The 21,792-nt window shown below is 70.5% G+C and carries 23 protein-coding genes; 15 read left to right on the top strand and 8 right to left on the bottom strand.

From position 1 onward, the window contains the following. Window positions 1-10 precede the first annotated feature (10 nt). Genes ACWED2_RS30010 through ACWED2_RS29995 form a run of 4 tightly spaced genes read left to right on the top strand, consistent with a single transcriptional unit; the run spans window position 11 to window position 2,745 of the window. Complete coding sequence (locus ACWED2_RS30010; RefSeq protein ID WP_449693848.1) at window positions 11-172, top strand: hypothetical protein; 162 nt, start codon at window positions 11-13, stop codon at window positions 170-172. Window positions 173-179: 7 nt separating this feature from the next. After that, window positions 180-863 (top strand): DUF6338 family protein, encoded by a 684-nt coding sequence (locus tag ACWED2_RS30005; RefSeq protein WP_449693847.1) that lies wholly within the window; start codon window positions 180-182, stop codon window positions 861-863. Between the two features lie 26 nt (window positions 864-889). Next, a complete protein-coding gene (locus tag ACWED2_RS30000) occupies window positions 890-2,527 on the top strand; it encodes an acyl-CoA carboxylase subunit beta (protein ID WP_449693846.1) in 1,638 nt (545 codons plus the stop codon). After that, window positions 2,524-2,745, top strand: a complete 222-nt coding sequence (locus ACWED2_RS29995; protein WP_449693845.1) for an acyl-CoA carboxylase subunit epsilon — start codon at window positions 2,524-2,526, stop codon at window positions 2,743-2,745. Before ACWED2_RS30000 ends, ACWED2_RS29995 begins: the two co-directional genes overlap by 4 nt. Here ACWED2_RS29995 and ACWED2_RS29990 read toward each other — a convergent pair. Together ACWED2_RS29990 and ACWED2_RS29985 are read right to left on the bottom strand one after the other, a co-directional pair. Continuing rightward, window positions 2,736-3,194 carry a MarR family winged helix-turn-helix transcriptional regulator gene (locus ACWED2_RS29990; RefSeq protein ID WP_449693844.1) on the bottom strand — a complete coding sequence of 153 codons (459 nt, stop codon included), beginning with the start codon at window positions 3,192-3,194 and terminating at the stop codon, window positions 2,736-2,738. The two genes, ACWED2_RS29995 and ACWED2_RS29990, sit on opposite strands and share 10 nt — an antisense overlap. Before the next feature lie 4 nt (window positions 3,195-3,198). After that, window positions 3,199-4,089: an LLM class flavin-dependent oxidoreductase gene (locus ACWED2_RS29985; protein ID WP_449693843.1), complete on the bottom strand. Its 891-nt coding sequence runs from the start codon at window positions 4,087-4,089 to the stop codon at window positions 3,199-3,201. A gap of 179 nt (window positions 4,090-4,268) precedes the next feature. Here ACWED2_RS29985 and ACWED2_RS29980 point away from each other — a divergent pair, with 179 nt between their 5' ends. Together ACWED2_RS29980 and ACWED2_RS29975 are read left to right on the top strand one after the other, a co-directional pair. Next, window positions 4,269-4,895, top strand: a complete 627-nt coding sequence (locus ACWED2_RS29980) for a PadR family transcriptional regulator (protein ID WP_449693842.1) — start codon at window positions 4,269-4,271, stop codon at window positions 4,893-4,895. Beyond that, on the top strand, window positions 4,876-6,489 hold the full coding sequence (locus ACWED2_RS29975) for a DHA2 family efflux MFS transporter permease subunit (RefSeq protein WP_449693841.1): 1,614 nt from the start codon (window positions 4,876-4,878) through the stop codon (window positions 6,487-6,489). Before ACWED2_RS29980 ends, ACWED2_RS29975 begins: the two co-directional genes overlap by 20 nt. A 70-nt stretch (window positions 6,490-6,559) precedes the next feature. On the opposite strand, the gene ACWED2_RS29970 is transcribed toward ACWED2_RS29975, so the two are convergent. After that, on the bottom strand, window positions 6,560-8,404 hold the full coding sequence (locus tag ACWED2_RS29970; RefSeq protein WP_449693840.1) for a glycoside hydrolase family 3 protein: 1,845 nt from the start codon (window positions 8,402-8,404) through the stop codon (window positions 6,560-6,562). Between the two features lie 118 nt (window positions 8,405-8,522). On the opposite strand from ACWED2_RS29970, the gene ACWED2_RS29965 reads away from it, so the two are divergent. Beyond that, window positions 8,523-9,152 carry a Maf family protein gene (locus ACWED2_RS29965; protein ID WP_449693839.1) on the top strand — a complete coding sequence of 210 codons (630 nt, stop codon included), beginning with the start codon at window positions 8,523-8,525 and terminating at the stop codon, window positions 9,150-9,152. A 100-nt stretch (window positions 9,153-9,252) separates the two neighbouring features. Next, on the top strand, window positions 9,253-10,605 hold the full coding sequence (locus ACWED2_RS29960; RefSeq protein WP_449693838.1) for a dicarboxylate/amino acid:cation symporter: 1,353 nt from the start codon (window positions 9,253-9,255) through the stop codon (window positions 10,603-10,605). A 52-nt stretch (window positions 10,606-10,657) separates the two neighbouring features. On the opposite strand, the gene ACWED2_RS29955 is transcribed toward ACWED2_RS29960, so the two are convergent. After that, window positions 10,658-11,380 carry a hypothetical protein gene (locus ACWED2_RS29955; protein WP_449693836.1) on the bottom strand — a complete coding sequence of 241 codons (723 nt, stop codon included), beginning with the start codon at window positions 11,378-11,380 and terminating at the stop codon, window positions 10,658-10,660. A 178-nt stretch (window positions 11,381-11,558) separates the two neighbouring features. Between ACWED2_RS29955 and ACWED2_RS29950 the strand changes: the two genes are divergently transcribed. The 5 genes from ACWED2_RS29950 to ACWED2_RS29930 all read left to right on the top strand — a co-directional run bounded on the left by ACWED2_RS29950 (window position 11,559) and on the right by ACWED2_RS29930 (window position 15,301). After that, complete coding sequence (locus tag ACWED2_RS29950) at window positions 11,559-11,834, top strand: SAV_915 family protein (protein WP_449693835.1); 276 nt, start codon at window positions 11,559-11,561, stop codon at window positions 11,832-11,834. Window positions 11,835-11,940: 106 nt separating this feature from the next. Next, window positions 11,941-13,734, top strand: a complete 1,794-nt coding sequence (locus ACWED2_RS29945) for an acetyl/propionyl/methylcrotonyl-CoA carboxylase subunit alpha (protein WP_449693834.1) — start codon at window positions 11,941-11,943, stop codon at window positions 13,732-13,734. Window positions 13,735-13,792: 58 nt separating this feature from the next. After that, window positions 13,793-14,335 carry a DUF1707 SHOCT-like domain-containing protein gene (locus tag ACWED2_RS29940; RefSeq protein ID WP_449693833.1) on the top strand — a complete coding sequence of 181 codons (543 nt, stop codon included), beginning with the start codon at window positions 13,793-13,795 and terminating at the stop codon, window positions 14,333-14,335. A 7-nt stretch (window positions 14,336-14,342) separates the two neighbouring features. Then, entirely contained in the window at window positions 14,343-14,738 is a 396-nt protein-coding gene (locus tag ACWED2_RS29935) for a DUF1707 SHOCT-like domain-containing protein (protein WP_449693832.1), read from the top strand. A gap of 32 nt (window positions 14,739-14,770) precedes the next feature. Beyond that, window positions 14,771-15,301, top strand: a complete 531-nt coding sequence (locus ACWED2_RS29930) for a GNAT family N-acetyltransferase (protein ID WP_449693831.1) — start codon at window positions 14,771-14,773, stop codon at window positions 15,299-15,301. Between the two features lie 6 nt (window positions 15,302-15,307). Here ACWED2_RS29930 and ACWED2_RS29925 read toward each other — a convergent pair whose 3' ends face one another. Further along, the gene (locus tag ACWED2_RS29925; RefSeq protein ID WP_449693830.1) at window positions 15,308-17,041 is read right to left on the bottom strand and encodes a glycerol-3-phosphate dehydrogenase/oxidase; all 1,734 of its coding nucleotides are present in this window, start codon (window positions 17,039-17,041) and stop codon (window positions 15,308-15,310) included. A 247-nt stretch (window positions 17,042-17,288) separates the two neighbouring features. On the opposite strand from ACWED2_RS29925, the gene ACWED2_RS29920 reads away from it, so the two are divergent. Beyond that, entirely contained in the window at window positions 17,289-18,038 is a 750-nt protein-coding gene (locus ACWED2_RS29920) for an MIP/aquaporin family protein (RefSeq protein ID WP_449693829.1), read from the top strand. Window positions 18,039-18,072: 34 nt separating this feature from the next. Then, a complete protein-coding gene (gene glpK / locus ACWED2_RS29915; protein WP_449693828.1) occupies window positions 18,073-19,587 on the top strand; it encodes a glycerol kinase GlpK in 1,515 nt (504 codons plus the stop codon). A 49-nt stretch (window positions 19,588-19,636) separates the two neighbouring features. Here glpK and ACWED2_RS29910 read toward each other — a convergent pair whose 3' ends face one another. From ACWED2_RS29910 to ACWED2_RS29900, 3 genes are all read right to left on the bottom strand, one after another. After that, complete coding sequence (locus ACWED2_RS29910) at window positions 19,637-20,440, bottom strand: VOC family protein (protein ID WP_449693827.1); 804 nt, start codon at window positions 20,438-20,440, stop codon at window positions 19,637-19,639. Window positions 20,441-20,520: 80 nt separating this feature from the next. Beyond that, window positions 20,521-21,168, bottom strand: coding sequence for a class F sortase (locus ACWED2_RS29905; protein WP_449693826.1), 648 nt, complete (start codon window positions 21,166-21,168; stop codon window positions 20,521-20,523). 1 nt (window position 21,169) lies between these two features. Beyond that, complete coding sequence (locus ACWED2_RS29900; RefSeq protein WP_449693825.1) at window positions 21,170-21,688, bottom strand: hypothetical protein; 519 nt, start codon at window positions 21,686-21,688, stop codon at window positions 21,170-21,172. Window positions 21,689-21,792: the final 104 nt, after the last annotated feature.

The following is a 21,792-nucleotide window of genomic DNA, read 5'->3' as shown; positions in this document are numbered from 1 at the left end:
AGGGGAATCCATGAGCACGCCGTGGCAGGACGACCGGGTCCCGGAAGAACCGGCGGACGGAGACTGGGAAGAGCCGTACGGCGGACGTCCGCCCGGCGACCCGTTCCCGCCGAAGCCCGAACTCGATTCGGAAGACGGACCCCCGCCGCGCCGCGGCGGCCCGACCGGCTGACCCCGCGGTGATCCCCCAGACCCTGGGCGCGCTCGCCGGCTTCCTCGCGCTCGTCGCGCCCGGAATCGTGTTCGAGCTGCGCCGCGAACGCCGCCGCGGCCGGCACCAGGAGACCGCGTTCCGCGAAGCCTCCCGCGTCGCCCTCGGCAGTCTCGTCTTCACGCTGGCCTCCGTGCTGCTCATGACGGCGGTGCAGCAGGCCGGTGCCCGCCTGTTCGTGCGCCCGGCGGACTGGCTGACCCGCGGCGAGGCCTACGCGCGCGAGCACCTGACGCTGATCGTGGTCAGCGTCGCCGTCGAACTGGCCATCGCCTGCGGGCTCGCGTGGGGTTTCGAAGCGTTGTTCGCCCACCGCCGCGGGGAAGCCGCCACGGTGCAACAGCGTTCGGCGTGGGCCCAGGCCCTGCGCGCCGACCGGCCCGCCGGCACCCGGGCTTGGGCGCACGCGCAGCTGGAGAACGGAACCTCGTTCTACGGGTACGTCCGCTCGTACACGCCTTCGGGCCCGCTCGCGGAGCGCGAGCTGGTGCTCGAGGGCGAAGCGCTGACCTGCGAGAAGGACGACGAGACCAAGGTCATCGGCGAGGACTGGCGCCGGGTGGTCATCCCGGGGGCGAAGATCACCTACCTGCGGGTGACGTACCTGGACGCGAAGACCGGCGAGACGTTGCCTACGCCACACGCCAAGTGACCGGCAAGTAGCTAAGCTCCCGTGGCATGAGCAGTGCGACGGAGCCGCTCGGGACGCCGCCCGAGGATGAACCGGACATCCACACCACGGCCGGCAAGCTGGCCGACCTGTACCGCCGCTACGACGAAGCGGTACACGCCGGCTCGGCCCGCGCGGTGGAGAAACAGCACGCCAAGGGCAAGAAAACCGCCCGCGAACGCATCGAGCTCCTCCTCGACGAGAACTCCTTCGTCGAGCTCGACGAGCTGGCGAGGCACCGCTCGACCAACTTCGGCCAGGAGAAGAACCGGCCCTACGGCGACGGCGTCGTGACGGGCTACGGCACCGTCGACGGCCGCCCGGTCTGCGTGTTCAGCCAGGACGTCACCGTCTTCGGCGGCAGCCTCGGCGAGGTCTACGGCGAGAAGATCGTCAAGGTGATGGACCTGGCGATCAAGACCGGCCGCCCGATCATCGGCATCAACGAGGGCGGCGGCGCGCGCATCCAGGAGGGTGTCGTCTCGCTCGGCCTGTACGGCGAGATCTTCAACCGCAACGTCAAGGCGTCCGGCGTCATCCCGCAGATCTCACTGATCATGGGCGCCAACGCGGGCGGCCACGTCTACTCCCCCGCGCTGACCGACTTCGTCGTGATGGTCGACGAGACGTCGCAGATGTTCATCACCGGCCCGGACGTCGTCAAGACGGTTACCGGCGAGGACGTCACCTTCGAGGAGCTCGGCGGCGGCCGCACCCACAACACGAAGTCCGGCGTCGCGCACTACCTGGGCTCCGACGACGAGGACGCCATCGCCTACGTCAAGGAACTGCTTTCCTACCTGCCGCAGAACAACCTGTCCGACGCGCCGGCGTTCGAGCCGCCCGCCGAGCGGCCCGGGTTCTTCGACGACGTCACCGACGCCGACCGCGAGCTGGACACGATCATCCCGGACTCGCCGAACACCCCGTACGACATGCACGAAGTCATCAACCGGGTGGTCGACGACGGTGACTTCCTCGAGGTCCACGAGCTGTTCGCGCCGAACATCATCGTCGGCTTCGGCCGCGTCGACGGCCACAGCGTCGGCGTGGTCGCCAACCAGCCGACGCAGTTCGCCGGCTGCCTCGACATCGACGCGTCCGAGAAGGCCGCGCGGTTCGTCCGCACCTGCGACGCGTTCAACATCCCGGTACTCACCTTCGTCGACGTCCCCGGCTTCCTCCCGGGCACCGACCAGGAGTGGAACGGCATCATCCGCCGCGGCGCGAAGCTGATCTACGCCTACGCCGAAGCCACGGTCCCGCTGGTCACCGTCATCACTCGCAAGGCATACGGCGGCGCGTACGACGTCATGGGCTCCAAGCACCTCGGCGCCGACATCAACCTGGCCTGGCCGACCGCGCAGGTCGCGGTGATGGGTGCCCAGGGCGCGGCGAACATCGTCCACCGCAAGACCCTGGCCAACGCGGCGAACGAAGGCCGCGACGTCGACCAGCTCCGCGCCGAGCTGATCCAGGAGTACGAGGACACGCTGCTGAACCCGTACGCGGCCGCCGAGCGCGGGTACGTCGACTCGGTGATCGTGCCGGCGCACACCCGCGGCCACGTCGCGCGGGCGCTGTCGCTGCTGCGGAACAAGCGCGAGTCGCTGCCGCCCAAGAAGCACGGGAACATCCCGCTGTGAGCGAGGAAAGCCGTCCCCTGCTGAGGGTGGTCCGAGGCAACCCGAGCGACGCCGAGCTGGCGGCGCTCACGGCGGTCGTCGCCGCGGCGTCGGCCGCGAAGGAGCCGGAGAAGCCGAAGCCGCGTTCGTCGTGGTGGGGCGATCACGCTGCTTCGCTGCGCCGTCCGCTTCACCCGGGCGAAGGTGCTTGGCGCGCTTCGGGTTTGCCTCAGGGCTGAAGGGCGTCGAGGAAGACCGTCGGGGCTTCGTTGTCCCGCACGATCGCGCCCAGCAGGGCCGCGAGCCGGTCGCGGTCCGGGGTGCTCAGGCCCGCGGCCAGCTCGTCGACCCGGCGGCACGTCGCCGCGTAGAAGTCCTCGGCCAGTTCGCGGCCTTCGGCGGTCAGGACGACGTGGACGGCCCGGCGGTCGTCCGGATCGGGCTCGCGGCGGACGAGCCCGCGCTTGACCGCGCGGTCGGCCAGGCCGGTGAGGCTGGACTTTTCGAGGCCGAGCGTGGCGCCCAGGTCGGTCATGCCGTACGGCCGGCCCATCAGCACGCACAGCAGCTGGCCCTGCTGCACGGTGAGCCCGTACTCGCGGGCGGACTCGGCGTAGACGGCGTTCACCAGGAACGACGCCCGCACGAGCCCGGCCACCACACCGAGGTCCGCCGCGCTCTTCCCCATCCGATCAGCCTACGGCTTCCCGCACGGCGGGCACGATCTCCTCGGCCCACCGGGCGGTGGCGGCCGCGTCGGGCGTGCTGCCGCCGGGCCCGAAGAGCACGAACCCGGCGGCGCCGTGCTCCAGCACGGCACCGGTCAGCTCCTCGACCCACTGGGCGGGCGAGCCGCCGATCCAGCGCCCGTCGTCGGTGCGGGTCCGGCTCAGCGGTTCCGCGGTGATGCGCCCGGGGAAGTTGTAGACGGTGGCGATCTCGGCGGGATCCCGGCCGGCGTCCACGGCGGCCTTGTCGATCAGCGGCCGTGAGGTGCGGTAGCGCTCGCTGAGCCAGTCGGCGGCATGCCCGGGCATCCACCCGTCGGCGACCCGCCCGGTGACGGCGAGCGATTTCGGCCCGACGGACCCGGTCCACACCGGCGGCATCGGCTCTTGCGCGGGTTCCAGGTCGGTGACCTGGTGGAACTCGCCGTCGAAGGTGACCGGCGCACCACCCCCGCCGAGCAGCTTCACGAGCCGGATGCCTTCCTCGAAGGCGCGGACAGCCTGCCCGGGGGTCAGTTTGGTGAAGCCGAGCCGCGCGATGTCGTCCCACAGCCCGCCGACCCCCATGCCGAGCACGATCCGGCCGCCGGTCAGCGCGGAGAGCGAGGTGACGGTGCGGGCGAGCATCGACGCCGGGCGCGTCGGCAGGTTGGTGACGCTGACCAGGCCGGAGATCCGTTCGGTCTTGCCCAGCAGGACGCCGAGTTCGGCGTACGCGTCGAGCCGGTCGGCGTAGTAGGGGTGATCGGAGACGGTGATGAGGTCGAGCCCGCTCCGGTCCGCCTGGACCGCGAGCTCCAGCGTGCCGGGGACGGCGGTGACCGCGGTGGACACGCCGATGCCGAAGTGCGTCATGATTTCCTCCCAGTTAGTTCGTACTACGAACATAGCACAACTAGTTCCTAGAACGAACTAAAAATCTCATGGAGGCGACTTCGCGCCGTGTACGGACCGTCACAAGAGTGGCTGTGGACCGCGCACTAGTCCGCCCCGTATAGTCCACGTGGAATAACCGACCCGGAGGGATCCAACCCATGGCCTCACCCAAGCTCACCCCGCTCGGCCTCGCCGTGCTGGAGCTGCTCCACGAGAGGCCGATGCACCCGTACGAGATGGCCACTGTCATGCGCGAGCGGTACGTCGACATCCGGGTCAACGTGAAGGCGGGTTCGCTCTACCACACCGTGGAACGGCTGCACCGCAGCGGTTTGATCGAGGTCGTCGACACCCAGCGCGACGGCCGGCGGCCCGAACGGACCGTCTACGGCATGACGCAGACCGGGCTCGACGAGTTCAACCAGCGCGGCCGCGAACTGCTGGGTGACGTCGCCACGGAGTTCCCCGCCTACCTGTCCGGACTCGCCGTGATCGACGAACTGGGCCGCGAGGCGGCCCTGAGCGAGCTCGAAACCCGGCTCATGCGGCTGCGCGCCGCGGTGGCCTCCGACCGGGCCGTGCTGCAGCGCCTCACCGAGGACAAGACACCGGAAATCTACTGGCTCGACTGGCGCTACAGCTGCGACCACCGGCAGTTCGAACTCGAGTGGACCGAACGCCTCGCCGAGGACCTGCGCTCCGGGCGGATCCCGTTCCAGGACCACCAACCACCCAAGCTCACGCTCATCACCAGGGAAGACGACGATGAACGCAAGACAAGCTAACCCGTGGGCCGCGCTCGGCGCGCTGTGCCTCGGCTTCTTCATGATCCTGCTCGACACGACGATCGTGTCGATCGCGGTTCCGACCATGCTGCGCGAGCTGGGCGCCGGGCTGAACTCGATCGTCTGGGTGATCAGCGTCTACCTGCTCACCTACGCCGTGCCGATGCTGTTCACCAGCCGGCTCGGCGACCGCTTCGGCCCGAAGCGCGTGTTCCTCGCCGGGCTCGTCGTGTTCACCGGCGCGTCGCTGTGGTGCGGCCTGTCCGGCAACGCCGAGATGCTGATCGCCGCGCGGGCCGTGCAGGGCCTCGGCGCCGCGTTGATGACGCCGCAGACGCTGGCGTTCATCACGCACCTGTTCCCGCCGGCCAAGCGCGGCCCGGCGATGGGCATGTGGGGCGGGGTCGCCGGGCTGGCGACGATCGCCGGCCCGCTGCTCGGCGGCGTGCTGGTCGACCACTTCGGCTGGGAGTGGATCTTCTACGTCAACGTGCCGATCGGCGTGATCGCCGTCGTGCTCACCCTGCTGCTGGTGCCGGACTGGCAGCCGAAGCACGCGCACTCGTTCGACCTGCTGGGGATCCTGCTCTCCAGCGCGGCGCTGCTCTGCATCGTGTTCGGCGTGCAGAACGGCCAGCAGTACGACTGGGGCACGGTCTTCGGCGGCGTCACGGTGTTCGAGATCATCGGCGCCGGCGTGGTGCTGCTCATCGCCTTCCTGGTGTGGCAGCGGTTCAACAAGCGGGAGCCGCTGCTGCCGCTGCAGGTGTTCTCGAACCGGAACTTCTCGGCCGGGACGCTCACCGCGACCACCGTCGGCTTCGCGATGACCGGCATGTTCCTGCCGCTGGTCATCTACATCCAGTCGGTGCTGGGGCTGAGCCCGACCATGGGCGGCCTGCTCACCGCGCCGATGTCACTGCTGTCCGGGATCGTCGCGCCGTTCGTCGGGCGCGCGTCGGACAAGGTGAACGGCAAGTACCTGGTGATGTTCGGCCTGGCGGCGCTGGCGGCCGGGCTCGGGATCGTCGCGCTGCAGGCGACGCCGTCGAGCAACCCGTGGTCGTTCGTCCCGGCGCTGCTGGTGTGCGGGCTCGGCATCGGCTGCATCTTCTCGCCGATGAGCAACCTGACGATGGGCTCGGTCGAGCCGCGGCTGGCCGGGACCGCGTCCGGCATCTTCAACACCGCGCGCCAGGTGGGCGGCGTGCTCGGTAGCGCGGCGATCGGCGTGCTGCTGCAGGCGCGGATCAGCGCGTCCATCGCGGACGAGGCCACGAAGGCGGCTTCGCAGCTGCCGGAGCAGTACCGGGCGCCGTTCGCCGAGGGGATCGCGCACGCGGCGGCGAGCACGGGTGAGTTCGGCTCTGCGGGCGGCCCGTCGCCGATGCCCGGGCTGCCCGCGGAAATCGCCGCGCAGGCGGGGAAGCTGGCGTCCGAGGCGGTCCACAACGGACTGACCGACGCCGCCCGCGTGACGATGCTGCTGCCGATGGGCGTGCTCCTGCTCGGCGTTCTTTCCGCCGCGGTGCTGCAGCGGGTCAAGCCGCGCTGGGAAACCCCGGCCCCCGCGCCGGAAACGGCCGCGGCCTGAAACCGCGCAGACCCCCGTTCCGGTGTCGGGTTCCGGAGCGGGGGCCTGCACGGACCGCGGGAGCGGTGGTCTAGCGGCTGTACGACAGCCCGTACCCATACGGGAACAGCCCCTGCTTGCCGTCGCCGGTGTTGATCGGTTCCTGCGAAGAGCTGTTCGGCCAGGTGAAGCTCAGCTTCCCGGTCGGGTTGTAGTCGCCGTAGAGGACGTCCGCGACGCCGGCGCCTTCCGAGCCCGGCAGCCAGGCCGCCACCAGCCCCCTGGCCGACGGCAGCTGCGCGGCGATGTCCAGCGGCCGCCCGGAGACGGTCACCACGACCAGGGGGACGCCCGAGGCCTTCAGCTTGCCGAGGAGGGCGACGTCTTCGGCGTCGAGGCCGAGTCCGTTCGGCCGGTCTCCCTGCCCTTCGGCGTACGGCGTTTCGCCCACCACGGCGACCGCGACCTTGTAGCCGGAGTTGATTCCGCCACCCGCACGGTCATAGGTCACCACCGTGCCTTTCCCGGCACCGGCCTTGATGCCGTCGAGGATCGTCGTGCCGGGGATCACCCGGGTGCCGCTCTGGCCCTGCCAGGTGAGCGTCCAGCCGCCGGCCTGGTTGCCCAGGTCGTTCGCGTTCTTCCCGGCCACGAAGATCCTGTTGTCCTGCTTGGCCAGCGGCAGCACACCGTCGTTCTTGAGCAGCACCTGCGACTCGCGCACCGCCTGCCGCGCCACGGCGTGGTGCGCCGCGCTGCCGAAGTCCTGCTGCAGCGAGCGGTCGGTGTACGGGTGCTCGAACAGGCCCAGTTCGAACTTCTTCGTGAGGATCCGCCGGTTGGCGTCGTCGATGCGGGACATCGGGACGTGCCCGTTGAGGACTTCGGCCTTCAGCGTGCTGACGAACTTCAGGTAGTCGTTGGGGACCATGACCATGTCGATCCCGGCGTTGACGGACTGACTGACCTCGGCCGCGGTGAATCCCGCCCGGCCGTCGATCTGGTCGATGCCGTTCCAGTCGGAGACCACGTAGCCGGAGAAGCCCAGCTCGGTCTTGAGCAGGTCGGTGATCAGGAACTTGTTGCCGTGGTCCTTGACGCCGTTCCAGCTGTTGAAGCTGATCATCACCGAGCCGACGCCGTGGGCGATCGCGGCCTGGAACGGCGGCAGGTGGACGCGCCGCAGCTCGTCCAGGGTGATCTGGGTGTTGCCCTGGTCGACACCGCCGGTCGTGCCGCCGTCGCCGATGAAGTGCTTGGCCGTGGCCAGGATCGACGTCGTGGCGCCGAGCGAGCTGCCCTGCAGGCCTTCGATGACCACGGAGTTCGCGACGGCGTTGGCGGGAACCTCGCCGAAGGACTCGTACGTGCGGCCCCAGCGGTCGTCGCGGGCGACGCACAGGCAGGGCGCGAAGCCCCACTTGACGCCGGTGGCGGCGGATTCCTGCGCGGTGATCGCACCGATCTGCTTGACGAGCTGCGGGTCGTTGGCGGCACCCAGGCCGATGTTGTGCGGGAAGATCGTGGCGCCGGCGGCGTTGTTGTGGCCGTGCACGGTGTCGGAGCCGTAGATGATCGGAATGCCGAGGCCGGTCGACGTCGCCGCCCGCTGGTAGGCGTCGATCATGTCCGCCCACGCTTGCGGGGTGTTCGGCGACGGCGTCGAACCGCCGCCGGAGAGGATGGAGCCGAGCCGGGCGGCGGCGGACTGGGCGGGGGTCGCGGCACCGCGCTCGCCTTCGGTCATCTGCCCGACCTTGTCGTCGAGCGTCATCCGCGCCATCAGGTCCGTCACGCGGTCCGCCACCGAGGCGCGGGAGTTCCGGTAGAGCGGTGTCGCGGCGGCGGACGCCATCGGGACGAGGGCCGTGCCCGCGAGGAGGAGGCCGGCCAAAGCAGTGGTTCGCAATGATCTCGTGGTGCGGAGGAGCGGCATTGGTCTCTCCGTGACAATCCGTCGATCCATAAGTTGCGAGCCAAAACAAATTAGCTCTCCCTAGAGGTGACGCCGGTCACAATTCGGTCACGACCGCCTGGTCAAGTAAGTTTCAGTCGTGCAGTTCGTCCTCGCCTCCCAGTCCCCCGCCCGCCTCGCCCTGCTGCGTTCCGCGGGCCTCGATCCGGCCGTGTTCGTCTCCGGCGTCGACGAGGACGCCGTCGCCGCGGCCCTGACCGATCCGTCCCCTTCCGAACTGGTCGCGGCGCTGGCCGCGGCCAAGGCCGAGGCGGTCGTCGACCAGGTCGCCGCGGCGCATCCGGACGCCGTCGTCGTCGCCTGCGATTCGATGCTTTCGATCCACGGGCAGATGGTCGGCAAGCCCGGTTCGCCGGCGATCGCGCGGCAGCGCTGGGCCGCGATGGCGGGGGCATCCGGTGAACTCCTCACCGGGCACGCGGTCGTCCGGCTCGAGGGCGGGACGCGCACGAAGGAGACCAGCGGCTGGGAGTCGACCACCGTCCGGTTCGGCACGCCGACGCCCGCGGAGATCGACGCCTACGTCGCCACCGGCGAGCCGCTGCACGTGGCCGGTGGCTTCACGATCGACGGCCTGGGCGGCTGGTTCGTCGAAGGACTCGACGGCGGCCACACGAGTGTGATCGGGATCAGCCTGCCGCTGACCCGCCGGCTGCTGGCCGAGGTCGGCGTGAGTGTCGTGGATCTCTGGCGGTCTCCCGCATCCTGAGAACGGCACCACACCTTCGGGTGATCCGGAAGAGTCCGCTCTTGCCTAACGTTCTCTTTACCCGGCAAGACCAGAAACTTTCGAGCACCGGAGTCGCCCCGTGTCTTTCGTACGGACATACACCAAGCCGCGGGTGTTCGCGGCCGCGGTTCTCGGCTCGCTCGTCGTCGGCGCCCTCCTGGGCGTCGTCGCGCGGCAGACCGAGGCCGGCTGGCTGACCGATCTCCTCGACCAGATCGGCACCATCTTCACGACGCTGCTGCAGATCGCGGTGATCCCGCTGGTCTTCACGGCGATCGTGGTCGGCATCAACAGCCTCCGCGGCCTCGGTGGCGGCCGCACCGCCGCCCGCCTCGGCGGCAAGACGGTGCTCTGGTTCGCCATCACGTCGTTCATCGCGTCGCTGATCGGCATCGCGATCGGCCGGATCTTCAACCCGGGCGCCGGCGGGCTCGGCGGTGTCGAGGCGACCGCCAAGAACGCCGACAAGGCGGCGAAGAGCGTGGACCACTGGGGTTCGTGGGACGCCTTCGTCAACGGGCTGCTCCCGGAGAACTTCGTGAAAGCGTTCTCCGACGGGGAGACGCTGCAAGTGCTGTTCCTGGCGCTGATCATCGGGGCCGCGGCCTACAGCCTGGGCGAAAAGGCGAAGCCGTTCGTCGACTTCACGACGAGCGTGTTCGAGATCATCCAGCGCTACCTCGGCTGGATCGTCCGGCTGGCCCCGATCGGCATCGTCGGCCTTATCGGCGCGGCGGTGTCGAACTACGGCGACGCGCTGTTCCGGCCGCTGTTCTCCACCACGCTCGCGGTGTACGTCGGCTGCCTGCTCGTGCTGTTCGTCGTCTACCCGATCCTGCTGCAGTTCGTGGCGAAGGTCAGCCCGCTGAAGTTCTTCGCGAAGGCGGGCACGGCGATCCAGTTCGCGTTCGCCTCGCAGTCCTCGGCCGCGACCCTGCCGCTGACCCGCCAGTCCGCGGTCAACCTCGGCGTCCAGCCGGCGTACGCGGCCTTCGCGACGCCGCTCGGCAGCGCGACCAAGATGGACGGCTGCGCGGCGGTGTTCCCGGCGATCGCGGCGATCTTCGTCGCCAACCTGGCCGGGGTGTCACTGAACTTCTGGCAGTACGCGGGCATCGTCGTGGTCGCCGTGGTCGGCGCGCTGGCGACGGCCGGGACCACGGGCTGGCTGACGGCCTTCACGCTGACGACGTCGTTCATCGGCCTCGACGCCAAGCAGGTGGCGCTGGGCCTGGCGCTGATCTACTCGGTCAACCCGATCATGGACATGATGCGTACGGCGACCAACGTGGCCGGCCAGATCGTGGTGCCGACGATCGTGGCGCGCAGCGAAGGCCTCCTCGACGACGAGGTCCTCAACGCCCCGACCGACCGGCCGCTCACGACGGACGACGGCTCGGCGGCCCGCCACACCGAGCCCGCCCCCGCCTGATCCGCACGTCCGTGAAGGCCGCCTCCGAGGTTCGAGGCGGCCTTCACGCCGTTCAGGACGGGCAGGCTCGGAGGTCGGCGCGGGTCAGGCGGATGTCGGGCCAGCCGCGCAGGTCCGACGGCGACGTCACCCGCCGCGTGCAGCCCAGCGAGCGGCCCGTCAGGTCGTACACCTCGCCCAGCACCGGGGCCGCCGTGCACTTCGGGGTGCCGGAGGCGGAGTCGGGGCAGTCGTGGCGGACCACGATCACGTCGGGGCTGGCGTCGGCCGTGACGTCGTAGAGCGACAGCGTCCCGGCATCCGCGTAGAACGGCTTGCCCGGGTCGCGCCACACTCCCCCGCTGCCGACGAGCAGCTCGCCGTACGCGGCCGTACCGTCGTCGCCGACGTCGCCGCGGACCAGGCAAGCCGGGGCCGGGCCGTCGATGCAGCGCAGCGAATTCTGGTCCAGCCGCACGCCCAGCTGGGCGATCGACAGCTCGAACACCGTGCCCGGCTCGGGTCCGACGCGCAGGCGCGCCGATCCGCCCGCCGTGTCGGTCAGCAGCACCACCGGCGTGCCCCCGACGGTCATCGCCGCGAGCTGGCGGCACGGGCCGCCGCCGCAGGTCACCGCGGGGGTCACCGGGGCGGCGGCCGGTTCGGCCGCACCGGACGGCGCCTCGGGGTGCGGCCGCAGCAGGAACACCGCGCCGATCGCGCCGAGGGTGACCACCGCGGCCAGCACCGCGGTGAGCAGCGCCGACCGGGGCGTCCGCGCTGCCGTAGTCCGCATGAGCCAGAGCGTAAGCCGCTTCCCGTGCGCGTGTCGGCAACGCCCCGTCGCGATGTGACCGAATCCCCCGGGGGTGCACGCCCGTACCCCGCCCGGGGGCTCCGCCCTAACGAACCCCGAAGCGTGGGTGCCCGACGGGGGTCACGAGTAGCGGAACGTGTCCGTCTATGTTGTCCGGGTGACGAACCCGAACCTGCCGCCCGCCCTGTACCTCCCGACCGGCCCGGTCAGCGCCGAGACCGAAGGCGCCTCGATCGAGCTGCGCCGCACGCCGGACGGCCGCACCGCGCTGGTCGCCTTCACCGCGCTGGACCGGCTGATCGACTGCTGCGGCGAGCACCAGCCGTGGGTGCTGGTGAACACCGAGCACCTGCCGAAGGTCCATTCCGCGAACCCGTACGACGTGATCGTGCTCGATTCGCCGCTGCCCGAGGAACTGCGCCACCACGTCTGAGCGTGGTTCACCTCTCACTCAAGAGACTCACGACGTCAGATCCGTAGACTTCCCTGATGCCGCGTGGGCGGTCAGCAATGCAGCTGTCGGACGCAGGAGGTGCGGGGTGGCCGAGCAGGTCGGCGAAACCACGGGTGGTCCGGTGACCAAGATCCTGGTCGCCAACCGTGGCGAAATCGCGGTACGCGTCATCAGAGCCGCGAAGGACGCTGGCCTGGCCAGTGTCGCGGTGTACGCCGACCCGGACCGCGACGCGCCTCACGTGCGCCTGGCCGACGAAGCGTTCGCGCTGGGCGGCACGACGGCCGCCGAGAGCTACCTGAACTTCGACAAGCTCCTGGACGCCGCCAAGCGGTCGGGCGCCGACTCGGTGCACCCGGGCTACGGCTTCCTCTCGGAGAACGCGGACTTCGCCCAGGCCGTCCTCGACGCCGGGCTGACCTGGATCGGACCGAGCCCGCAGGCGATCCGCGACCTCGGCGACAAGGTCACCGCCCGCCACATCGCCATGCGCGCGGGCGCGCCGCTGGTGCCGGGCACCAAGGAGCCGGTCAAGGACGCCGCCGAGATCGTCGCGTTCGCCGACGAGCACGGCCTGCCGGTGGCCATCAAGGCCGCGTTCGGCGGCGGCGGCCGTGGCCTCAAGGTCGCGCGCACCCGCGAAGAGATCCCCGAGCTGTTCGAGTCGGCCACGCGCGAGGCGGTCGCGGCGTTCGGCCGCGGCGAGTGCTTCGTCGAGCGGTACCTGGACAAGCCGCGGCACGTCGAGGCGCAGGTGCTGGCGGACATGCACGGCAACGCGATCGTCGTCGGCACCCGCGACTGCTCGCTGCAGCGCCGGCACCAGAAGCTCGTCGAGGAGGCGCCCGCGCCGTTCCTGAGCGACGAACAGCGCAAGCGCATCCACGAGTCCGCGAAGGCGATCTGCAAGGAAGCCGGCTACTACGGCGCCGGCACGGTCGAGTACCTCGTCGCGACCGACGGCACGATCTCCTTCCTCGAGGTCAACACGCGGCTGCAGGTCGAGCACCCGGTTTCGGAGGAAACCACCGGGCTCGACCTGGTGCGCGAGATGTTCCGCATCGCACGCGGCGAGCGGCTGCGGATCACCTCCGACCCGGAGCCCCGCGGCCACTCGATCGAGTTCCGCATCAACGGCGAGGACGCCGGCCGCGGCTTCCTGCCCGCACCGGGCACGGTGACCAGGTTCGTCGCGCCGAGCGGGCCGGGCGTGCGCGTCGACTCCGGCGTCGAGTCCGGCAGCGTGATCGGCGGGCAGTTCGACTCGATGCTGGCCAAGCTGATCGTCACCGGCTCGGACCGGAACAACGCCCTGGAGCGCAGCCGCCGCGCCCTCGACGAGATGGTCGTCGAAGGCATGGCGACGGTGCTGCCGTTCGACCGGGTGATCGTGAACGACCCGGCGTTCATCGGCGACGAGAACGGCTTCAGCGTGCACACGCGCTGGATCGAGACGGAGTTCGACAACAAGATCGAGCCGTTCGTGGCGCCGGACGTCGAAGCCGCCGAAGAGGAACCGCGGCAGAACGTCGTGGTCGAGGTCGGCGGGCGCCGGCTCGAGGTGTCGCTCCCGGGCGGGTTCGCGCTCGAGGGCGGCGGCGGGGGCGGCACCGCCGTCAAGGCGAAGCCGCGCAAGCGCGCCGGCGGCACCAAGGCCGCGGTGAGCGGCGACGCCGTCACGGCGCCGATGCAGGGCACGATCGTGAAGGTGGCCGTCGAAGAGGGCCAGGCGGTCGAAGCCGGTGAGCTGATCGTCGTCCTCGAGGCGATGAAGATGGAGAACCCGGTCACCGCGCACAAAGCGGGCACCGTCACCGGGCTTTCGGTCGAGGTCGGCGCCGCCGTGACGCAGGGCACACAGCTGCTGGAGATCAAGTAGCACGGTTCGTTACGGATGTCGTGGTGGGCCGCCCCCGAGGCGGCCTACCATCGACTACGTGACCGAAGTGCCGTCTCCGCAGCTGCGGATCAGCGACCAGAACCGCGAGTCCGCGCTGGCCGCGCTCGGTGAGCACATGAGCGCGGGGCGGATCGACATCGACGAGTACGGCGAGCGCTCGGCGCGGATCACCGCGGCCAAGACGCGCGGCGAGCTCGTCGACATCTTCGCGGACCTGCCGGCTCCGCACCCGGTGTACGAAGACGTTCCGCAGGCTGTCGCGGCCCCTGCGCCCGCCGCGACGCCCGAGCCGGCCCGCCCGCGGACCCCCGACAACTGGTCGCCGCCGCAGCGGTTCCTCGCCGCGATCTTCCCCTTGACCCTCATCGCCGCGATCGCGCTGATCGCCACCGGCACCCTCACGTGGCCGATTATCTTCCTGCCGATCGGCGTGGGTGTCTTCGGCAAGGCGATGTGGGGCCACGGCTGGAACCACGACGAGCAGCACCGCCGCCGCCACGAGCACCACCGGCGCGACCGGGAGCGCCGGCGGGAGCTGCGCGACTCCTTCCGCGACCAGCGGCGCGGCCTGGACCGCTGAGCCCGCGGTGAGCGACATGCGGTTGAGCGACGCCGAACGCCAGGACGCCCTGGACGTGCTCGAAGAGCACGTCCGCACCGGGCGGCTCGACATCGACGAGTACGGGTCCCGGTCCGCGAAGGTCACCGCGGCGAAGCGGGTCAGCGAGCTCGTCCCGCTGTTCGACGACCTGCCGTCGCCCCGCCCGAGCGCCCTGCTCAACGGCGTTTCCGCGCCCGGCGTCCCGGTGGCGTCGTCGGAGGACAGCGCGCTGGTGCGGTTCTTGACCGCGGGTGCGGTGCCGATCGCGATCGTGCTCGCGATCGCGGTGCTGATCCTGTCCCGGGGCCGGCTGCTGATCATCTCGGTCGCGCTGCCGCTGGTCGTCGCCATGATCGCCGGGGCACGCCGCCGCCGTTCGTGATCTCTCCGCCCGGCCTGGCTAGGCTGGGTGGAGTGGAACCGGTGGAGATCAACGCGGGCACCTACTACCTGCGCCAGCTGCGCGCCGACCGCCACATCGACGACCGCCCGTTGTTGATGGAGGCGTTCGCCGACCCGACGCACCGCAAGTACGTGCTGAACTACCGGCTGCGCACGCCGGACGAAGCCACCGAGTACGTGGCCCTGCGCGCCGCCCAGTGGGCGGGTGACGAGCGCTGCTCCTGGGCCATCGCGGAGCCGACGTCGGGCAGGCTCCTGGGCGAAGTGGGGCTACGCGAGCTGAACCTCGACGCCGCGTACGCGGAGGCGACGATCTGGGTCCACCCCGCCGAACGCGGCAAGGGGATCGCGACGACGGCGTTGAACGCCGCCCTGCGGTTCGGCTTCGGCGGGCTGGGGCTGACCGAGGTGAGTTACCGGTACGAGGAGAGCAACGCGGCCTCGGCGATCGTGGCGGAACGCTGCGGGTTCACGCTGGTCGGCCCGGAGGCGGAGCGGGCGCCGACGGGTGAGCGGCTGATCCGCTGGCACCGGACCTCCTGACGGCCCTCAGCTCACCGGCTCCACGATGCCCGCGCGGGCCTCGGGCGCCGCCGACCGCAACGCGTCCGCCGCTTCGTCGTTCGGCTGGGACTGGGACTTGCGTTCGGCGTCCACCCTCGCGCGGTAGACCTCGATCTCGTGCTTCACCGTTTCGGGTGACCAGCCCAGGACCTCGCCCACCAGGGTGGCCACCTGCTCGGCGCAGTCGGCGCCCCGGTGCGCGTACTCGATCGAAATGCGCGTCCGGCGGGCCAGGACGTCCTCGAGGTGCAGCGCCCCTTCGTGCGAAGCCGCGTACACCACTTCGACGCCCAGGTAGTCCGGGGCGTGCTCGATCGGCTTCAGCAGCTCAGGGCGGCCCTCCGCCGAGGCCAGCACTTCGTGGACCAGTGAGCCGTAGCGGTCCAGCAGGTGCCGCACCCGGTAGGGGTGCAGGCCGTGCTCCGCCGCCAGGTGGTCGGCCTGGTTGACCAGCGCGTGGTAGCCGTCCGCGCCGAGGAGGGGGACCTTGTCCGTGATGGACGGCTGGGAGCGGCCGGGCAGGTCCACCGCCGCCGCGTCGACCGCGTCCGCCGCCATCACCCGGTAGGTCGTGTACTTGCCGCCCGCGATCGCCACCAGACCCGGGGCGACCCTGGCCACCGCGTGCTCGCGCGAAAGCTTCGACGTCTCTTCGCTCTCCCCCGCCAGCAGCGGGCGCAGGCCCGCGTACACGCCTTCGATGTCGTCGTGCGTCAGCGGTGTCGCGAGGACCCTGTTGACGTGCTCGAGGAGGTAGTCGATGTCGTGCTTCGTCGCCGCCGGGTGGGCCAGGTCGAGGTTCCAGTCCGTGTCCGTCGTGCCGACGATCCAGTGGTTGCCCCAGGGGATCACGAACAGCACCGACTTTTCGGTGCGCAGGATCATGCCCGACTCCGAGACGATCCGGTCGCGCGGGACAACGATGTGCACGCCCTTGCTCGCCCGCACCCGGAACCGGCCGCGGCCGCCCGAGAGGCGCTGGAGCTCGTCGGTCCAGACGCCGGTGCAGTTGATCACCGCGGCCGCCGAAATCTCCGTTTCGCGCCCGTCCTCGACGTCGCGCACGCGCACACCGGACACCCGGTCGGCCTCGCGCAGGAACCCGACGACCTGGGTCGACGTCCGCACGACGGCGCCGTAGTGCGCCGCCGTCCTGGCCACCGTCATCGTGTGGCGGGCGTCGTCGGACTGCGCGTCGTAGTAGCGGATCCCGCCGATCAGCGCCGAGCGCTTGAGCGCGGGCACCATGCGCAGCGCGCCGGCGCGGGTCAGGTGCTTCTGCCCGGGGACGCTGCGGGCGCCGCCCATCGTGTCGTACATCAGCAGGCCGGCCGCGGTGTACGGCCGCTCCCACACGCGGTGTGTCAGCGGGTAGAGGAAGCTGACCGGCTTCACCAGGTGGGGCGCGATGGTCGTCAGCATCAGCTCGCGCTCGCGCAGCGCCTCCCGGACCAGGCCGAACTCGAGCTGTTCCAGGTACCGCAGGCCCCCGTGGAAGAGCTTGCTCGACCGGCTCGACGTCCCCGACGCGAGGTCACGCGCCTCGACGAGCGCCACCCGCAGGCCGCGCGTCGCGGCGTCCAGCGCCGTGCCCGCGCCGACCACCCCGCCGCCGATGACGACGAGGTCGAACGTCTCCTTGCCGAGCCGCTGCCACGTCTCTTCCCGCTTGACCGGACCCAGTCGAGCCGGGTTCGTCTCCGCTGCGTGCTGCGCCACGTGACATTCCTCCTCGTGCCGGCGAGGCTTCCAGCATCGCACGACCCGGTGATCATCCGCCCGTCCGCGGATGACACTTGTGGCGTAACCCTCCGCGATCTTGACCGCGATCTTGAAAAGATTCGGCTGCCCGGTGCTTGGAAGTAGCTTCTACGCCCCGGTAACGTCGCGCGGACGTGGGTCGGCAACGGTGCCGTGGCACGCCGTGATCGACCCTGCGCAGAGTGTCCAGTGTGGAGGTGCAGCGGTGAGTGCTGGAGCGATAATCGTCTGGGAAATACTGGGAACGGCGACGCTGATCCTGCTCGGCAACGGCGTGGTGGCCAACCACGTACTGCGCAAGAACAACGGTCACAACGCAGGCTTCCTCTTCATCAACTTGGGCTGGGCGTTCGCGGTGTTCACCGGCGCCAGCATCGCCGCGCCGAGCGGGGCGCACCTGAACCCGGCGGTGACCCTCGGGCTCGCCATCGCCGACAAGACGCCGTGGGCCGACGTCCCCTTCTACTTCATCGGCCAGATGGTCGGCGCGATCATCGGCGCCGTGCTCTGCTGGGCGACCTACAAGCTCCAGTTCGACGACCACCCCGAGCCCGAGAACACCCTCGGCATCTTCTCCACCGGACCGCAGATCCCGAGCACCGTCTGGAACCTCGTCACCGAGATCATCGGCACGTTCGTCCTGGTCGCGTGGATCCTGCTCAGCCCGGTGTTCGCCACCGGTGACGGCGGCACGCCGAACTTCGGCAACTCGGCACTGGGCTACGCGGGCGTGTCGTTCGTGGTGCTCGTGATCGGTGCCTCGCTCGGTGGGCCGACGGGCTACGCCATCAACCCGGCCCGCGACCTCGGCCCGCGCATCGCCTACGCCTTCCTGCTGCCGATCCGCAACAAGGCGAACGCCAACTGGGGCTACTCGTGGATCCCCGTCGTCGGCCCGCTGGTCGGCGGCGCCCTCGCCGCCCTGCTCTACCTCGTCGTCCACAACCTGACCTGATCGCCTCCTCCGACGCCGATTTCCGGGAGCACAAATGACTTCGTACGTAGCAGCGATCGACCAGGGCACCACGTCCACCCGGTGCATGATCTTCAACCACGAGGGCCGCGTCGTCTCGGTCGACCAGCGCGAGCACGAGCAGATCTTCCCCCGCGCCGGCTGGGTCGAGCACAACGCGGAAGAGATCTGGGAGAACACGCGCCGGGTCGCCGCGGGCGCGCTGGCCAAGGCCGACCTCACGGCCTCGGACATCGCCGCCGTCGGCATCACCAACCAGCGCGAGACCGCGCTGGTCTGGGACAAGACCACCGGCAGGCCCGTGTACAACGCGATCGTCTGGCAGGACACCCGCACCGACAAGATCGTCACCGAGCTCGGCAACCTCGGCGGCGGCCAGGAGCGCTACCGCGACAAGGTCGGCCTCCCGCTCGCGACCTACTTCTCCGGACCCAAGATCAAGTGGATCCTGGACAACGTCGAGGGCGCGCGCGAGAAGGCCGAGGCCGGTGACCTGATCTTCGGCAACATGGACACCTGGGTGCTGTGGAACATGACGGGCGGGGCCGACGGCGGCGTGCACGTCACCGACCCGACCAACGCCTCCCGCACCATGCTGATGGACCTCGACACCCTGCAGTGGGACGCCGAGATCGCCGGCGAGATGGGCATCTCCCTTTCGATGCTGCCGGAGATCCGCTCCTCGTCCGAGGAGTACGGCAAGGTCCGCGAGAAGGGCGCGCTGGCCGGCGTCCCGATCGCGGGCATCCTGGGCGACCAGCAGGCCGCGACGTTCGGCCAGGCCTGCCTCTCGCCCGGCGAGGCCAAGAACACCTACGGCACCGGCAACTTCATGCTGCTGAACACCGGCACCGAAAAGGTGATGTCGCAGAACGGGCTGCTCACCACGGTCTGCTACAAGATCGGCTCGAACGACACGGTCTACGCGCTGGAAGGCTCCATCGCCGTCACCGGTTCGCTGGTGCAGTGGCTGCGCGACAACCTCGGCATGATCTCGACCGCGGCCGAGATCGAGGAGCACGCGAGCACCGTCGAGGACAACGGCGGCGCGTACTTCGTCCCGGCGTTCTCGGGTCTGTTCGCTCCTTACTGGCGATCCGACGCTCGCGGTGCGATCGTCGGGCTCACCCGGTTCGTCAACAAGGGCCACCTCGCCCGCGCGGTGCTGGAGGCGACCGCCTTCCAGACCCGCGAGGTGCTCGACGCGATGAACGCCGACTCCGGAGTGCCGCTGAAGGCGCTCAAGGTCGACGGCGGGATGGTCGTCAACGAGCTCCTCATGCAGTTCCAGGCCGACATCCTCGGCGTGCCGGTGATCCGCCCGGTGGTCAACGAGACCACCGCGCTGGGTGCCGCCTACGCCGCCGGCCTCGCCGTCGGGTTCTGGAAGTCCGAGGACGACATCCGCACCAACTGGGCCCAGGACAAGCAGTGGGAGCCGTCGATGGACGACGCCCGCCGCGAGCGCGAGTACCGCAACTGGAAGAAGGCCGTCACCAAGACCTTCGACTGGGTCGCCGAAGAGGACTGACCGGACGGGGGCCGGGGGTGCCGCCTGGTGGCGCTCCCGGCCCGCCCGTTCACACTTCCCAGCCCTCCGGCTCGCCGGACTGTGCGTTCGGGGCGATGATCATGAACGGCACGCCCTGGTCGTCGGTGACCCGCACCTGCCGCCCGTACGGCGAGTCGAAGGGCTTCCCCTCGACCGTGCCGCCGAGCTCGGTGACCTTGGCCGCGCTCGCGTCGGCGTCCGTCACCCAGAAGTACGCCGACCAGTACGACGGCACCTCCGGTGGCACCGATGCGGGCACGGCGCCGAGGCCGCCGACCGGACGCCCGTCGATGAGCACCACCGCGTACGTGAAATCGTCGCCGGAGATGTCCTGGAAGCCGTAGCCGAAGATCTCCTCGTAGAACGGCTTCGCCGCCGGGTAGTCGCGGCTCATGCACTCGTTCCAGGCCAGCGTGCCCGGGGCCGCCGTGACCTGCGTGCCGATGTGGTTGCCGGCCTCCCAAAGGCCGAAGACCGCGCCCGCCGGATCGGCCGCGATGGCCATCCGGCCCTCCTTCATCACTTCCGTCACCGGCATGACGATCCGCCCGCCCGCCTCGGTGACGGCCGCGGCCGTGCGGTCCACATCGGACACGGCGAGGTACGTCGTCCAGGCGGGTGGGATGTCCTGGCCCGGTGGGGTCTGGCCGATGCCGGCGACTGGCCGCCCCCGCAGCTCCGCCATGCCGTAGAAACCGGTCTCCTCACCGCCCCGCCGCACGTCCCAGCCGAACAGGCCGCCGTAGAAGGCGATCGCCTTCGCCTGGTCGGGCACCATCAGGTCCACCCAGCTGGGCGTACCGTCGGGCCATCTTTCGTCCCGGAACACCATGCCGACTCCCAACCCTCGTCTGCGCCGCCTCCTGTGACGACCGGCACAGTGTTGCACCGGGGACCGACAAAAACCGAAAATCAGGCCTGGACCAGCCGGGCGTACACGACGACGTTGTCGACGTAGTTGTGCGCGCTCCGGTCGAAGACGCCGCCGCAGGTGATCAGCCGGAGCTCGGGGCCGGCGGTGTCGTCGTAGACGCCTTCCGCCTCGAAGTCCTTCTTCGGCACCTGGTGCACCTTCGTCACCTCGAACACCGCGGTGGTGCCGTCCTTGCGGGCGATCGAGACCCGGTCGCCGGCGGCCAGCTCCTTGAGCCGGAAGAAGATGCCCTTCTGGTGGTTGCCGTCGACGTGCCCCAGGACGACGGCCGGGCCGGTCTCGCCCGGCGTCGGCGCGTAGGTGTACCAGCCCGCCTGCAGCGGCGTGGTCACCGGCGGCACCTGGACGGTGTTGTCGGGGTTGAGTCCCAGCGGGACCAGCGACGAGTGCGCGCCGATCTTCGGGATGTCGATCGAGACGGGCTCGGACTTGGGCAGCGCCGCAACGGCGTTCCGGCTGTCCGCCTGGGGCGCGGGCTCGACCGCGACCGGCTGGGCGGGCGGCGGCTGCGCGGTGCCCGGGCCGGGGCCGTCGCCGAGGGTCAGCACCAGCACCACCAGCGCGGCCAGCAGCGCCGCGACGACGGCGATCAGGACCCCCCGCCTGTTCGTGATCCGCCTGGTCATGTCAGCGCCGCCAGGTCCGGCGGGCCAGCACGAGGCCGCCTCCGCCGAGGGCCAGCACGCCCATGGCGCCCGCCGCGGCGAGCGGGCCGTGCCCGGCCGGGCCGCCACCGGTCGCCGGCGCTCCCGACGGGACCTTCGCCACCTGACGACGTTCACCCAGGACGGTGAACTTCGCGGTCAGTTCCGCGCCGCCGCAGGAGAACGAAACCCGGTAGACGCCGGGTTCCGCGGGCCGCACGGTCGCCGACGCGGCCGCGGCGGGTGCCTTGGCCGGGTCGTCCTGCGGGCCGATGCGCCGCAGCGCGCCGATTTCGAGGACCGGGGACGCCAGGTCCTGCGTGCTCGCGGCTTCGCAGCCGAGCCGGATCGCCACCTTCGCGCCCGGGCGGGCGGCGGCCGGCATGACGCGGAGGTAGGCCTTCGGGTTCCCGGCGTGCTCCGCCGGAGAGGCGGCGAAGGCCGCCGGGGACGAAAGCACCAATCCACCCGAAACGACGGCGACGGCCAAAATCTTTTTCATTTCCTTTTCCCCTCCCCCGGGAGTTCTGCTGGAGAAGACGCTCTACCTGCGGAGAGGTTGCCCGGGGCGAAGAAAAAACCACCCCGGAGCGTGGCTCCGGGGTG

The sequence above is a fragment of the Amycolatopsis sp. NPDC005003 genome, from assembly GCF_053600695.1.
The sequence above is the reverse complement of the archived record's forward strand: the minus strand, read 5'-3'. Positions and strand labels throughout refer to the sequence as shown.

What these genes read in the sequence shown, in the direction of transcription:
- ACWED2_RS30010 (WP_449693848.1), top strand. Translation starts at nt 11, where the DNA reads ATGAGCACGCCGTGGCAGGACGACCGGGTCCCGGAAGAACCGGCGGAC.
- ACWED2_RS30000 (WP_449693846.1), top strand. Translation starts at nt 890, where the DNA reads ATGAGCAGTGCGACGGAGCCGCTCGGGACGCCGCCCGAGGATGAACCG.
- ACWED2_RS29990 (WP_449693844.1), bottom strand. Translation starts at nt 3,194, where the DNA reads ATGGGGAAGAGCGCGGCGGACCTCGGTGTGGTGGCCGGGCTCGTGCGG.
- ACWED2_RS29985 (WP_449693843.1), bottom strand. Translation starts at nt 4,089, where the DNA reads ATGACGCACTTCGGCATCGGCGTGTCCACCGCGGTCACCGCCGTCCCC.
- ACWED2_RS29980 (WP_449693842.1), top strand. Translation starts at nt 4,269, where the DNA reads ATGGCCTCACCCAAGCTCACCCCGCTCGGCCTCGCCGTGCTGGAGCTG.
- ACWED2_RS29975 (WP_449693841.1), top strand. Translation starts at nt 4,876, where the DNA reads ATGAACGCAAGACAAGCTAACCCGTGGGCCGCGCTCGGCGCGCTGTGC.
- ACWED2_RS29970 (WP_449693840.1), bottom strand. Translation starts at nt 8,404, where the DNA reads ATGCCGCTCCTCCGCACCACGAGATCATTGCGAACCACTGCTTTGGCC.
- ACWED2_RS29955 (WP_449693836.1), bottom strand. Translation starts at nt 11,380, where the DNA reads ATGCGGACTACGGCAGCGCGGACGCCCCGGTCGGCGCTGCTCACCGCG.
- glpK (WP_449693828.1), top strand. Translation starts at nt 18,073, where the DNA reads ATGACTTCGTACGTAGCAGCGATCGACCAGGGCACCACGTCCACCCGG.
- ACWED2_RS29910 (WP_449693827.1), bottom strand. Translation starts at nt 20,440, where the DNA reads ATGGTGTTCCGGGACGAAAGATGGCCCGACGGTACGCCCAGCTGGGTG.
- ACWED2_RS29905 (WP_449693826.1), bottom strand. Translation starts at nt 21,168, where the DNA reads ATGACCAGGCGGATCACGAACAGGCGGGGGGTCCTGATCGCCGTCGTC.
- ACWED2_RS29900 (WP_449693825.1), bottom strand. Translation starts at nt 21,688, where the DNA reads ATGAAAAAGATTTTGGCCGTCGCCGTCGTTTCGGGTGGATTGGTGCTT.